The organism is Photorhabdus cinerea (genome assembly GCF_011189575.1).
Lineage (GTDB): Bacteria > Pseudomonadota > Gammaproteobacteria > Enterobacterales > Enterobacteriaceae > Photorhabdus > Photorhabdus cinerea.
On record NZ_PUJW01000003.1, the window covers coordinates 120,329 to 133,877 of the forward strand.

The window sequence follows — 13,549 nt, forward strand, 5'->3', positions numbered from 1 at the left end:
ACACGATGAAAAATCAACTTTTATATGAAATTTTACTTCGGGAAATCAGAGCTCTTCACCCAGAGGTAGAAACCATTCCAGAAGATGAGAATCTTTTTGATATTGGTTTCGATTCGATAAAAATGTTGATGCTGGTTGATCGGCTAAAATATGCCGGTTATCCAGTCAACTTTGCGGATTTAGTCCGGTGGCCGACAATAAATGACTGGATTAATCTGATCGCAAAAGATTAACTGAGCTACCTGTCGTTTCATGATGAGTGCTGGATAAGCCATGTAGCAAGATCGGTAATCACCTGCCCTGGGATCTGGCTTGGTTGTAGATAATCCTCACCACTGGTGCATCCTGTTGTAGGTAATAAAATATGATTCAACCCGGTATAAAGTTTGAACTCCGCATCTTTATTGCCTTGCTGTGCAGTCTTCCACATTGTGAAGTCGATATCATACGGAACCTGAAAATCCTGATCTCCTTGAGCCAGGAATAAAGGTATTGAGGGCAAATTTTTTAAGCAAGTAAATGCATGGTAATCCTCAAGCTGTTTGAGATAACTCTCCGGTACTGCCAGCAAGTTCGCAAGAGACGTCGTATCTTTCTCTTTCCCACTGGATAATTGGGATAAAATCACCTGGAGTAAATTACGAAAGGACGTCGCCAGCATTGCAATGCCCGCAACATTTAGACCTGATTTTTGCCGTAAATTGTTTGCAATTAATGGGCTGACATACCCACCAAAACTGTGCCCAACAAGGAATACCGGCACATTGTGGAATTCAGTATGCTCCATCAAACCAGTTAAAATATTGCATGCGTCATCAACAATTTCTGCATTAAGATCAATGGTCTCTGGATCGGTATTTCCCCGCCAATAGCGGTAATAGCGTTTGTCAAACCGTGCGCTGGCGATACCGTATCGGCTTAACTCATGTGCCAACATACGAAACAGTGGATTAGGACCAATATCATAATCCATTGAATGCGGACCAGAACCAGCAAGCAATAATACCAGTGCTTTGGCATTATGTGGTGATGGCAGACATACCAAACCGTCAGGAATCGCTTCAAGGCCAAACTCCCTTAGCGTTTTTTCCGTGAAGATGCCTGGTTTTTCATACACATCGGGTATCGGGCATGGAGCCAGCGTAAGCACATCAATCTGCTGATCTTTAAGCCCAATATAAAGGTTAAATTTTCCATTGAGGGTATTTAGCCGTAGATGGCAAGCGTTTTGTTGCTGGAAAATAATATTGATATCTGAGTTATACAAACTATCTGCCAGTACCGTTAATGTCGCATCATCAGCCGCTATACGCAACGGCTCACTCATCAACTCCCTAACCGTTTCCCACTGCTCGTCAAGCAAAGCAGTTATCAATACTGCTATTTCCTCATCCAACACGGTAATTAATCTCTTAACAAGCATGCCATTTCTCAAATAATGGTGATTTGCTTTTTTATATCAATTTTTGCTCAATCATCCCAGTCTTTGGTGTTTTTGATATGAAAAGTCCGATATAAGGTTATGCAGATTAAATTTAGTAATCGTGATAACAGTTATCAGACCCCGGTGGAACGAACTCTAGCCTCAAAGTTTTGACTATCTTCTCCCGATTTTCTGTAGAAATGGACAAGTTCTTCATGCATTTATCAAAATAAGACTGATTGTTATTCAACATTTGAATAGCAAAATTGTAAGCTCTGTCAATCGTAATCCCATATGCAGAACGCGCTTTATCCCAAGCTTCAGCGGGAATACATCCCCATTCGGACTGTATCATGCCCAGATCTATACCCTATGGATTTCAAGATGTATCGCGACGGCAAGGGAGCGAATCCCCGGGATCATAGATAACTATGTGACCGGGGTGAGTGAGCGCAGCCAACAAAGAGGCAACTTGAAAGATAACGGGTATATAAGGTCTTTACTCTGTGAAGCCTTATCAAGGCTACGATCAGCATTAGCTAGGAGCTTGGCTGCAAATAGATCTACTTTACCAAGCGTTGGTACACCAAGAATACGTGCGCCAAACGAGAGATCCAGACGGGATTCACTAACAAATTCTAGTCTAAAGTCAGGTGATTCTTGTCGTCATTGGCAATCGCATAGCAATATACGATTGCTTGAGTCTTACATTGCCTCTGACAAGTGTTTAACATATCGGTATTCCCTACCGCCACAAACACATTATTAAGCTAAAGCTAAAAATATCCCTCATGCAATACAACTACTTTCCAGAGATCATGCAAACTCCCTCCGCCGTTGAACAGTAACAATATGGTCAGCTTTAGCGAGAAGGTCAGCATTGCATGAAACAACAATCCACAGACCGGGCCAGCGCTCAGGTAAGGTGGACCATAAGTGACGAGCCGTAGCCGCATCTAATGATGAATCACAGTTATCAACGACATAAACATCAGCAGGACGGCATAGCATCCGAGCCAATGCCAAACGCTGACGCTGACCACCAGATAGTTGCCGGGCACTACCAGAATTAATTATAGTATCAAGCCCTTCTGGCAACTCATATGAGCCGGGGGTCAAACCTACCGCCTCCAAAGCCTGCACCATGACATCATCATCAATATCCGTATCACCCAATGCGAGATTTTGTCTCACTGTTCCACCAAAAAAACCGGCTTTCTGTCTGGCATATCCAATACGTGGATTCCGCCACCAGTTTTCATTCCCCAGAACCTCTCTGTTATTCCAAAGCACACTGCCGGAACTGGACTTTTCCAGACCGATCAAATAACGCAAAAAGGTGGTTTTACCCGCGCCCATCTCACCAACGATTCCAACAACCTGATTAGTTGTCGCCTCAAATGAAACAGGAAGCTGAGTATTTGAATACGCAAGATGATTAACACTAAGCTTATGAAGGACCTCACCTTGTTCATATTCTTTTGTTTCTTTTTTATCTGCCAATAGCTGTTTAATGCGCTCATAACACACATCAGCATTTTTATAATTAGCAATAGACCGGCCAAAGAAAAATATCTGTTCACTGATCCAACCGATATAAGTCAAAAATAACGCCAAGTTACCCACGGTAAAACTGCCATCAACGATTCGTTTACTCACTATCAATAAAACAGCTGACGTTCCGATTATGACAATATTTTTAAACAGGCTAGAAAGAAGGTCAGTAAATACCTGATGTTTGGCTTGAATAGCCCGTCGACTAACAAATTTTTGCGACAACCTCTCAATCTGCCCTTCAATTTTGTTGCTAAGGCGCAGATCACGTATACCCGTTAAAACATCAGTAATCTGACCAGCTATATCTCCCTGCGATTGACGTTTACTCTCTTGTAAATTACCTACTTTGCGTTTAAGTATCGCGCCAACCCAGAGACCTACAATCATCGGCATAAGAGCCAGCGTGGTTATTGGATCAGTGTTGATAAGCACAACTAATGCGATAATTAAAAGTAATGCCCGGTAGATAAAATCAGAGGTCCAGCTCAAGAATTCCGCAATTTCATCACTGTCATCACGAATGCGATTCAAAATATCGCCTTGTGAAAAAACGTGCCTCTGATTGTTAGAACAATGGCTCACTCCGCGCAAAACCCTCTCTTTCAAATAAGCACTTACTTTAAATATCAACGTAAAGTCCAAGCTTAATCCCATGAAGAGAACTAGCGATCGCAAAACCATTACAGCAATCGCAGAGGCAAGCAACCACCAAACTACAGGGTTAGTCGGTTCATTTATTGCACTATCTAGTAGTTTGCTGATTAAGTAACCAACTAACAGAGGAAAACCGTGCATAAGTGTCCATACAAACATTGTGATGAAATAGATAGGAGCAAATCTTTTCACCAAATCAATCAATGCCGATAACATCTTAGGTTTAGTTGATACACTGGATATAGTCATACAATAAGTCCATGATTGCTGGTTAACATTGCGATTTCTGTTTCTGGAATTCGCTGTTTAATCCGCCCATCATCAATAATGATGATTTTATCCACGGCTGAAAGTGTATGAAGACGATGTGCAACCATCACTACGGTGCGATTGTGGCTTAATTTCTCAAGTAATTTCAGCCAGCTCTCTTCTGTCTGGGGATCGAGTTGAGATGTTCCTTCATCAATAATCACCAACGAGCAATGCCGTAACATCACTCTAGCACCCGCTATCATTTGAATTTCCCCTTCTGACAATATCAAGCCGTTAGCCCCGACCGGTGTATCAAGACCATCAGGTAATGCTTTGGCCCATTCAAGTGCATCTAATTCTTGCAGAACATCCCAAATCTGATCGTCAGATATTTCATTACTGAATAGCGTTAAATTTTCCCGCAGCGTTGCGGAAAATAAATGGGAACGCTGACTAAGGACGGCAACCTTTTTCGCAAACTCTTCAGGTTTGATTGTTGAAACATCAATATTTCCAATTGTCACCCTTCCCGAATCAGGTTGTGCAAAGCCACACATTAAATTAAGAATGGTGCTTTTTCCCGCTCCCGTTCTACCGATAATGCCAATTTTACTCCCCGGAGCGACGTAAAAATTAACGCCATGCAAAACCTGTGCATCTTCCCCACCGTAACTGAAATCAACATTATCGAAATGGATAGAAAGAGGGCCATCAGGCAATAAATTATCCGCTGATTTATCTGAAGCCCCTTCATTTAAAGTTTTAGCCGCAAGTGATAAAGCAGCAAATAACTTCTGTAGCAGCTCTATTTCTGATGACATGTCTTCCACAGGTTCCCGAAGTTTGTCAACATAGAGATAAACCATTGTTAATGTCCCGATGCTTATACTGTCCTGACCAAGTAACTGAAGCCCGAAGCCAAAACCGATACCGAAACATAATGCAAAAAAGAGCTGAGTAATTGGCCAGAAAGCCCTACCACCGATATAAGCACTGCGTTCGATTTTGAGCAATGTTGACAGCATCTTACGAAATGCAACAGCAGGCCAATGAGCCTGTGACAATGGTTGTAAATCATCCATTGCATGCAGTGAATCACCGATAAAACCAAAAATCCTCGCTTTCTCAGTTCGCGCAATTAGCCAGCGACGAACAGCAAGTCTGGTCAATTGAACCAGTACATATGCCACCAATATAATAACCACAGCCATGGCAATACCCGCCTGAGGCATGACATTGAATATAATGATCAATGTGCCAAGTGCCAGTGCTGAATTACCAATGGCCTTGAAGCCAGCTTTAGAAATCGTTTTCCCTATAATGTCGGCGTTTCCTTCGACACTTTCCAACAGCTCTCCCTGCGATCTTCTCTCTATTTCCAATACGGGTAAAACCGCCATCACATGATGAAAGAGTTTATATCTAATAGTATCTGCGATACCCCAACCGGCCTTGGTGCTCATGTAACTGGTGACCAGACTACCGATGACACCAATTGAGGCGATGAAAAGATAAATTATTGCCAACATAATAAGCTGATCAGCGGTGGTTCCTGACGTCGCCCTATCGACGTAATTCCTTATAATATAGGGACCACCCAGATCGCATAATAATGTGAAGGTTAAGGCCAGAAAAGCACACATAACCGTTCCCTTAAACGGTATGGCACTACGTAACAGTATCTGCCATGCGGTTAAATTCTTTGACATAATGTTTTCCATCTTTGGGTTATATCACCTCAGTGAAATTAGGGATGTTATTCACAACATCAATGTATAGGTATGCAGCCAACGCTGCGATTATTAATAACAAACTGTTCACAATAGCAACATCTTGTTTGCATTTAGAAAAATGCAATTATCGCAAAATATTCACGCTTATCATCATATGATTGAAATCTTTATAAACGCTATCACAAGAAAATAGCCAGAAAATAAAATTTATATCTCATTTTATATTGTCAATACCTTTTAAGGGTTACTCCATATCCCAAGGGGGCGGCAAGTATATTGTCAATAGATAACATATTCCAGACAATGCGTCATAAGCGAATAAAAAACCAACAGAAAACCCAATAAATTATCATGACGCTCACAAATATATAACAAAAACATAAATGTATTTCTGGTTAATTTTGATTGTCCTCTGTATTTTCTATAACTTTAACCATTCATTATTAATAAAATGACAAATTACCCTTATTGAATTAATATTCAATTAATTCAAATAAGCTAATTCAATATAAGTTAATTTATATCAGCTATTAATCCCATCCGATAATATTAATTACCAAAAACAAAGTGGAAAATTATAACCAGCATCACTTTATACTAATAAAAAGGGCCTTTCGGCCCAGGTAATCGTTTGCGTACTTAGTCTAAAATAACACCAATACGGTGTGCTACCTCTTCATACGCTTCAATCAGGCCACCAAGGCTTTGGCGGAAACGGTCTTTATCCATTTTATCCAACGTCTCTTTATCCCATAAACGACTTCCATCCGGAGAGAACTCATCCCCCAGAACCACCTGCCCTTTAAACAAACCAAACTCAAGTTTAAAGTCGACTAAAATCAAACCCGCATCATCAAACAATTTGCTCAAGACTTCATTAGCCTTGTAGCTCAGTTTTTTCATTTCAGCCAAGTGTTCTTTACTGACCCAACCAAAAGTTTCGCAATAGGATTCATTCACCATTGGATCGTGCATAGCATCATTTTTGAGAAACAGATCGAAAAGAGGTGGATTCAATACCAAACCTTCTTCAATGCCGAGGCGTCTGACTAACGAACCGGCAGCCCGGTTACGGATAACACATTCAACTGGCACCATATCCAGCTTTTTGACCAACACTTCCGTGTCTGATAATAGGCGTTCCATTTGCGTTGGAATACCCGCTTCTTCCAGTTTGCTCATGATGAAATGGTTGAATTTATTATTCACCATCCCTTTGCGGTCAAATTGTTCAATACGTTCACCATCCAATGCTGATGTATCATTACGGAACTCCAACACTAGCAAATCAGGATCATCAGTGGTGTACACCGTTTTTGCCTTTCCACGATACAGCTCAGCTTTTTTTTGCATCTTATTACACTCCAAAATATCACTACGAAAAATAATTGTCCGAAATAGCTATAAATAGTAAAGGGGCTTTACGCCCCTTTACTTACATTTATAACTATAATCCTGCCGTCTGGCTGAAAGCTGCTGTCAACACTGCAACCAACTCATCATTTTGTACCTGAGTCAACGGCTTACCTTTATCGCTAATAAACTGTAAGCTGCTTCGGTTATTCAAATCACCAACTTGTAATTTATAATCACCTTCGCTAATGGAAGGCTCATTAACACCCATTGATTTCCAATCAGATGTACTAAGACCTTTATAGTTCACAGTGACAGAACCCGTAGAACGGCTGCCGCTACCTACTTTCATACCCACTTTTTCCAGCGCTGCCGGTAGCCGGTCCCAAACGATATTATATGGTGCCCGAACAATTATCTGTGGCAACCCAGAAGTATCACCGCCACTCTGTACATCCAATGGCCCGAAATTGCGCGCCGTAGTGTTATCACTAATACGTTCACGTTGCTGGTTCACGCCTTCAATCAGTTGATTAAGCATCAGTGCATTATAACGCTGGATTTCAATAGGATCAGTTATCTGTTGACCAGCTTGTCTCAATCCTTCGTTAACAACTGATAATTCAATCTGATAGCTCTGGAGTGCAATACTGATACGGTGACGAGTTTGATATGGAACATTTTCATCTGCACGTTGCCATTCAATCCAATCCGTTGTCAGTGTTTGATTGGCATCATCACGCTGGCTAACTTTGTAACCTTTTTTCAGCAGAAAATGATTAATCTGCGACCACAGATTGCTGTTCTCAGGGGTATTTTCAAGTAGCAACTTACTGCTTTTTGCACTGTTTTCAGTACGGGAGCCACTCAACAAGGTCAATGCCTGAGATGGCGGGCGAATATCAAGTTCTTTCCCAACCAGTCCCTTAGATATCGTTGGTGGAATATCATATTCACCATTCTGTAATGGCAATATCATACCCGCAGGAATATTCAGTGCTTTCAGAGGAGGCGTATCGAGATACGCCTCATTACCATTGACCTCACGCTTATAACTTTGGTCGCTGGAACACGCTGCCAGTAACATTGCCAATGACATACCAGCAACCTTTATGACCTTTGATTTTTGCAACAATATTGCCATTAAAATTCCCTAAATTTTACAGTAATCCGGCCGTTCTCAATGCCTTTTCGACTGAAACTTTTCCTGCATCTGTCAATGGCGTCATCGGCAGACGCATAGTGTCATCAGCAATCAGACCTAATTTGTGACATCCCCACTTAACCGGAATTGGGTTAGGTTCAACAAATAGCTGACAGTGTAAATCCATCAGGCGGTTATTCAGCTTACGCGCTTCTGTAAACTGACCACTCAATGCCAATTCACAAAGCCTGGCAATTTCAGGAGCTGCAATATTTGCAGTAACAGAAATTACTCCCTTGCCTCCAAGCTGGATAAAATCCAACCCACTTGCGTCATCACCGCTCAATAAGATGAAACTATCATCATTAACCAACTCTTGGATTTGACTAACGCGATTTAAGTTCCCTGTAGCTTCTTTAATTGCGACAATATTTTTGATCTTCGCCAAACGAGCTACAGTTGATGGCAGTAAATCACATCCCGTACGAGAAGGCACATTATACAGAATTTGCGGCAAATCAGTATTTTCAGCGATAGTTTTAAAATGCTGGTATAAACCTTCTTGTGAAGGCTTATTATAATAAGGTGTTACCGTCAGGCAACCAACAACACCACTATTTTCAAAACGCTTCGTCAGGGATATCGCTTCAGCAGTCGCATTTGCACCTGTTCCAGCAATTACTGGAATACGTCCGTCAGCCAGTTCTATGGTTGTCAAAACAACATCACCGTGTTCATCGTGACTCAATGTGGCCGATTCTCCAGTTGTTCCTACCGAAACAATCGCCGATGTGCCACTGGCAACATGGTAATCGACTAACTTTTTCAAACTAGCCTTATCAACATGACCATTCGCATCCATTGGTGTCACCAATGCAACAATACTGCCTGTGAATTCAAAGCTCCCACTAGACATTACATAACCCCCTATACAAACAAGAGTTCCATGGTACTTTCTAGTCATACAGAAGGAAACTATTTAACGCCGGATTTCAATGAATTTTGTTAATACCAGAGAACCTTTGTTAAAGAGAAGTGATAATCGAAGTAATTTGTTGAAATTCAAAGATGGGGAATAGTTGGGGAATGAGAGCAATCGAACAACTTTGATACAATTGACCTTGGCAGTATAGGCTTTTTGTGTTTACCTTAAATAAACTACAGCAGAGAAGGAAAAGTGACTTTGCCACAATCAGAACAACATTTTTTAGTTATAACCGCTTTAGGTGCTGACCGCCCTGGCATCGTCAACACGATTACTCGTCTTGTGAGTGAATGTGGTTGTAACATTGAAGACAGCCGCTTAGCGATGTTTGGTGAGGAGTTCACCTTCATTATGCTGCTTTCCGGTAGTTGGAATGCAATCACCATGATTGAATCAACGCTGCCACAAAAAGGGGCCGAACTCGATCTTCTTATCGTAATGAAGCGTACAAAGTGTGATATTCATACAACATTTCCTTCCACGGTTTTCGTCAAGGTTGATGTTGATGATTCACCCGGTATTGTTGAACAGTTTACCAATTTGTTTACCACCCAGGATTTTAATATTGCTGAACTGGTATCAAAAACACAACCGCGAGAAGGTGATATCCCCGCCCGATTACAAATCCAAATTACTGCTCACAGCCTGTTAGATGATGACGGCATAATTATTAAGCAAGCGTTTAATAAGCTATGTACAGATCTAGATGCACAAGGCAGTATTAGTATTCTTGAACCACTTTAGTAGAAAGATTAAACGGAGAATACGTGATGAACCCATTGAAAGCCGGTGATAAGGCCCCCCTGTTTAGCCTTCCTGACCAAGATGGAGAAACAATCAATTTGTCTGATTTCGAAGGTCAGCGTGTTTTAGTTTATTTTTATCCTAAAGCAATGACTCCCGGCTGTACTGTCCAAGCTTGTGGTCTACGCGATGAAATGGATACATTAAAGGAATCTGGTGTTGAAGTGCTGGGTATTAGCACTGATAACCCAAGTAAACTGTCGCGCTTTGTGGAGAAAGAAATGCTGAACTTCACATTACTGTCTGACGAAGATCATCAAGTCGCTGAACAGTTTGGTGTCTGGGGCAAAAAACAGTTTATGGGGAAAACCTATGATGGTATTCACCGTATCAGTTTCCTGATTGATACCACAGGTAATATTGAACACGTTTTTGATAAATTTAAAACCAGTGATCACCACCAAATTGTGGCGGATTATCTGAAACAACATTCTTAAGAAAATGGCAAGAATTCAATCATATTTATCTAACAGATAAATATATTCGAGGCAGGTACGGGAGGATTCCCCCCGTACTTCCCTAATGGTAGGTAATTGGCATCAATCAATGAGAATAAATATAAAGACAATTTTCAACATCGAAAGAAAGTCTACTCTTTCATCTCACCATCTTCTGTTATAACTATCTCTTCCGGCCATGCATGAATAACCGCTTTAATCAGTGTCGCCAATGGAATAGCAAAGAATATGCCCCAAAATCCCCATAAGCCACCAAAAGTAATTACAGAAAGAATAATAACCAGAGGGTGTAGATTTACTGCTTCAGAGAATAAAATCGGTACCAATAAATTACCATCCAGTCCCTGAACAATCAGATAAGCAATAATCAATGTCCAGAAATCTGTCCCTATCCCCCACTGAAACAAAGCAACCAATACGACTGGAATTGTGACAATCAACGCTCCAACATACGGAATTAATACTGACAACCCGACCAGAACAGAAAGCAGTAATGAATACTCCAATCCAAGAAATGCAAATACAGCGTAAGTACAGATACCGACAATGACCATCTCAGTGACTTTACCTCGGATATAGTTAGTGATTTGCTGATTCATCTCACGCCATACCTGCCCGGCCAAAATGCGGTTACGCGGCAGAACTCGTTGTAACGCTTGCAGCATCTGATTTTTATCTTTCAGCAAGAAGAATGCCATCAACGGTACAAGTATCAGATAGATAGCCAGTGTCAGTAAACCAATCAATGAAGCTACTGAAAACTTCACCACGGACTCTCCGGCAGTTGAAATCTTACTACGCAAATTCTCCGCCATCATATCAATGATGCCGGCATCAACTAAAGCCGGATAACGTGTCGGTAATGTCTGAGCATATTCGTTAAACCGGTTAAGCATATTAGGTATATCTGACAATAGATTAAGCCCCTGTTGCCACGCAGTGGGCGCCACAATCAGAATGACCAGAGCACTGATCCCGGAAAAAATAATCAGCACAATACAAACAGCAACTGTCCGTGAACATCCCAATTTTTCAAGCATAGAAGTTGGCCATTCCAACAAATAGGCAAGAACAATCGCTACCAATAATGGCGCTAAAATGCCATGCAAAAAATAAATAATACAAAACCCAACCACAAGAATGACAAATAGCGCAATAACTTGTGGATCAGTAAACCGACGGCGATACCACTGTATAATCATGTCCAGCATTGACCAGGCTCCTTAATAGCAGTATTCAGAATTTCTATTTTTCTTAAAAATTGTACTAATTGGTTAATTTTAAGGTACCCTTATTCATCATACACGCATTATCTTAAACGATGGCCAAATGAGATCATTTTTGTTTTATGAAAATAATGTCTAATAAATCTTTGGCAGCAATACTCGTCAGTACACTATTGCTAGCAAGTTCCCCTGTGCTCAGTGCCTCTATTGAAGATTCGTTACCAGATATAGGTACTACAGCAGGTTCAATCCTGAGTATTAATCAGGAACTGGCAATGGGAGATTTTTACGCCCGCCAGATGCGGGCTAGCGCCCCACTAATTTATGACCCATTATTGACTCAATATATCAATACTCTTGGGCAAAAATTGGTAGCCCATGCAGATTCAGTTAAAACACCTTTTCATTTCTATCTGGTCGATAACCCAAAAATCAACGCTTATGCTTTCTTCGGCGGTAACATCGTCCTCCATGCTGCACTTTTCCGTTATAGCCGCGATGAAAGTGAACTTGCATCCGTTATAGCTCACGAAATTTCTCATGTCACACAACGCCATCTGGCTCGAATGATGGAAGATCAGCAGCGTACAGCGCCGCTGGCTTGGGCAGGTACATTGGGCGCCATCCTCTTGCTCATGGCTAACCCACAAGCGGGAATGGCAGCACTCAGCGGTACTATTGCTGGTGTACAGCAAGGGATGATCAGCTTTACCCAATCCAATGAACAAGAAGCTGACCGGATTGGTATGCAGACGCTCCGCAAAGCCGGTTTTGATCCTCAAGGTATGCCAGATTTTATGCAGTTTCTTGCAGATCAGACCCGCTACAGCTCTAAACCACCAGAAATGTTGCTAACTCACCCATTACCTGACAGCCGTCTTGCTGATGCCCGTAACCGAGCTAACCAGTATCCGGCAAAACATGTTCCACAATCTCAAGATTTTCTATTCGCTAAAGTCCGTATTATGGGAATGTACACTACGGAGCAACGTAGCTACCTGGAGCAAGTTTTAGAAAATTATCGTAAAGGTACAGCTAAAGAACAACTTGCCGCAGCTTATGGCAAAGCCATCTTGCTTTCTCAAGATAAAAAATATGCTGAAGCCCGGGCTATTCTAGAACCATTACTAGTAAAACAACCAGATAATATCTGGTTTATCGATGTGATGACCGATATCGATATTGAGCAAAACCGGACTGCTCAAGCTATCACTCGGTTACAAAATGCCTTACAGAAACAAAAAGATAATTTGGTATTACAGATTAATTTGGCAAATGCGCTTATTCGCGCAAAACAATATCAACAAGCTGAAAAACTGCTTTACCGTTATACGTTCAATAATCCCGAAGATCCAAATGGTTGGCGCCTGATGGCTGAAACCGCCGCCCAACAAGGCAAACGCTATGAAGAATTATCAGCTTACGCCGAAGAAATGGCGCTTCGTGGTCAATTTGACAACGCGATTAAATACCTTAGTAACGCCAGCTCACTGGTAAAATTAGGTAGTTACGATCAGGCACGTTATGATGCCCGTATCGATCAGTTACGTCAGCTACAACAGCGTTACAGTCAATACAAACGTTAAGGAACTCTCATGCAACAGGTGACCATTTATCACAACCCACGCTGTTCCAAAAGCCGTGAAACTTTGGCTCTTATTGAAGAACAGGGAATTAACCCACAGATTATTCTCTATCTAGAGACACCGCCAACTGTGGAGCAATTATCTGCTTTGTTAGAACAGCTTGGTTTTAATGATGCGCGCCAGTTGATGCGGACTAAAGAAGATTTATACAAAGAATTAAATCTGGCTGATGAACAACTCACTCAGAATGATTTGCTGAAAATAGTGGTGGCAAATCCTAAACTGATTGAACGACCTATTGTTGTTTGTGGTGATAAAGCCAAACTAGGGCGCCCGCCGGAACAAGTAAAAGAAATTCTCGGCTAATCGGATAA

The 13,549-nt window shown here is 41.4% G+C and carries 13 protein-coding genes; 5 read left to right on the forward strand and 8 right to left on the reverse strand.

What is annotated here, in order from left to right:
• Positions 1–5: 5 nt before the first annotated feature.
• Entirely contained in the window at positions 6–233 is a 228-nt protein-coding gene (locus C5469_RS04050) for a phosphopantetheine-binding protein (protein WP_166302655.1), read from the forward strand.
• 17 nt (positions 234–250) lie between these two features.
• Here the strand turns inward: C5469_RS04050 and C5469_RS04055 are convergent, their stop codons facing one another.
• The 7 genes from C5469_RS04055 to dapA all read right to left on the reverse strand — a co-directional run bounded on the left by C5469_RS04055 (position 251) and on the right by dapA (position 9,032).
• Positions 251–1,423 carry an alpha/beta hydrolase gene (locus C5469_RS04055; protein ID WP_166302658.1) on the reverse strand — a complete coding sequence of 391 codons (1,173 nt, stop codon included), beginning with the start codon at positions 1,421–1,423 and terminating at the stop codon, positions 251–253.
• A gap of 112 nt (positions 1,424–1,535) precedes the next feature.
• Positions 1,536–1,778 carry a hypothetical protein gene (locus C5469_RS04060; RefSeq protein ID WP_166302660.1) on the reverse strand — a complete coding sequence of 81 codons (243 nt, stop codon included), beginning with the start codon at positions 1,776–1,778 and terminating at the stop codon, positions 1,536–1,538.
• A gap of 461 nt (positions 1,779–2,239) precedes the next feature.
• Entirely contained in the window at positions 2,240–3,883 is a 1,644-nt protein-coding gene (locus tag C5469_RS04065; RefSeq protein WP_166302663.1) for an ATP-binding cassette domain-containing protein, read from the reverse strand.
• Positions 3,880–5,595, reverse strand: coding sequence for an ABC transporter ATP-binding protein (locus tag C5469_RS04070; RefSeq protein WP_242689392.1), 1,716 nt, complete (start codon positions 5,593–5,595; stop codon positions 3,880–3,882). Before C5469_RS04070 ends, C5469_RS04065 begins: the two co-directional genes overlap by 4 nt.
• Before the next feature lie 663 nt (positions 5,596–6,258).
• Positions 6,259–6,972, reverse strand: coding sequence for a phosphoribosylaminoimidazolesuccinocarboxamide synthase (gene purC, locus C5469_RS04075; RefSeq protein WP_166302669.1), 714 nt, complete (start codon positions 6,970–6,972; stop codon positions 6,259–6,261).
• Between the two features lie 94 nt (positions 6,973–7,066).
• Positions 7,067–8,116 (reverse strand): outer membrane protein assembly factor BamC, encoded by a 1,050-nt coding sequence (gene bamC / locus C5469_RS04080; protein ID WP_166302672.1) that lies wholly within the window; start codon positions 8,114–8,116, stop codon positions 7,067–7,069.
• Between the two features lie 16 nt (positions 8,117–8,132).
• Positions 8,133–9,032, reverse strand: a complete 900-nt coding sequence (gene dapA / locus C5469_RS04085) for a 4-hydroxy-tetrahydrodipicolinate synthase (protein WP_166302675.1) — start codon at positions 9,030–9,032, stop codon at positions 8,133–8,135.
• A 267-nt stretch (positions 9,033–9,299) separates the two neighbouring features.
• Between dapA and C5469_RS04090 the strand changes: the two genes are divergently transcribed.
• Complete coding sequence (locus tag C5469_RS04090; RefSeq protein ID WP_166302678.1) at positions 9,300–9,845, forward strand: glycine cleavage system transcriptional repressor; 546 nt, start codon at positions 9,300–9,302, stop codon at positions 9,843–9,845.
• Positions 9,846–9,871: 26 nt separating this feature from the next.
• Positions 9,872–10,342: a thioredoxin-dependent thiol peroxidase gene (bcp, locus tag C5469_RS04095; protein ID WP_166302681.1), complete on the forward strand. Its 471-nt coding sequence runs from the start codon at positions 9,872–9,874 to the stop codon at positions 10,340–10,342.
• Between the two features lie 152 nt (positions 10,343–10,494).
• Here bcp and C5469_RS04100 read toward each other — a convergent pair whose 3' ends face one another.
• Positions 10,495–11,574: an AI-2E family transporter gene (locus C5469_RS04100; RefSeq protein WP_166302684.1), complete on the reverse strand. Its 1,080-nt coding sequence runs from the start codon at positions 11,572–11,574 to the stop codon at positions 10,495–10,497.
• A 137-nt stretch (positions 11,575–11,711) separates the two neighbouring features.
• Here C5469_RS04100 and bepA point away from each other — a divergent pair, with 137 nt between their 5' ends.
• Both bepA and arsC read left to right on the forward strand, forming a co-directional pair.
• Entirely contained in the window at positions 11,712–13,175 is a 1,464-nt protein-coding gene (gene bepA, locus C5469_RS04105; protein WP_166302686.1) for a beta-barrel assembly-enhancing protease, read from the forward strand.
• 9 nt (positions 13,176–13,184) lie between these two features.
• Entirely contained in the window at positions 13,185–13,541 is a 357-nt protein-coding gene (arsC, locus tag C5469_RS04110) for an arsenate reductase (glutaredoxin) (protein ID WP_166302689.1), read from the forward strand.
• The last annotated feature ends 8 nt before the right edge of the window (positions 13,542–13,549 follow it).

Bases quoted from the DNA above. Each gene is read 5' to 3' on its own strand.
- bepA (WP_166302686.1), top strand. From the start codon at position 11,712: ATGAAAATAATGTCTAATAAATCTTTGGCAGCAATACTCGTCAGTACA.
- C5469_RS04070 (WP_242689392.1), bottom strand. From the start codon at position 5,595: ATGTCAAAGAATTTAACCGCATGGCAGATACTGTTACGTAGTGCCATA.
- dapA (WP_166302675.1), bottom strand. From the start codon at position 9,032: ATGTCTAGTGGGAGCTTTGAATTCACAGGCAGTATTGTTGCATTGGTG.
- C5469_RS04055 (WP_166302658.1), bottom strand. From the start codon at position 1,423: ATGCTTGTTAAGAGATTAATTACCGTGTTGGATGAGGAAATAGCAGTA.
- bcp (WP_166302681.1), top strand. From the start codon at position 9,872: ATGAACCCATTGAAAGCCGGTGATAAGGCCCCCCTGTTTAGCCTTCCT.
- C5469_RS04100 (WP_166302684.1), bottom strand. From the start codon at position 11,574: ATGCTGGACATGATTATACAGTGGTATCGCCGTCGGTTTACTGATCCA.
- C5469_RS04050 (WP_166302655.1), top strand. From the start codon at position 6: ATGAAAAATCAACTTTTATATGAAATTTTACTTCGGGAAATCAGAGCT.
- arsC (WP_166302689.1), top strand. From the start codon at position 13,185: ATGCAACAGGTGACCATTTATCACAACCCACGCTGTTCCAAAAGCCGT.
- bamC (WP_166302672.1), bottom strand. From the start codon at position 8,116: ATGGCAATATTGTTGCAAAAATCAAAGGTCATAAAGGTTGCTGGTATG.
- C5469_RS04065 (WP_166302663.1), bottom strand. From the start codon at position 3,883: ATGACTATATCCAGTGTATCAACTAAACCTAAGATGTTATCGGCATTG.
- C5469_RS04060 (WP_166302660.1), bottom strand. From the start codon at position 1,778: ATGATACAGTCCGAATGGGGATGTATTCCCGCTGAAGCTTGGGATAAA.
- purC (WP_166302669.1), bottom strand. From the start codon at position 6,972: ATGCAAAAAAAAGCTGAGCTGTATCGTGGAAAGGCAAAAACGGTGTAC.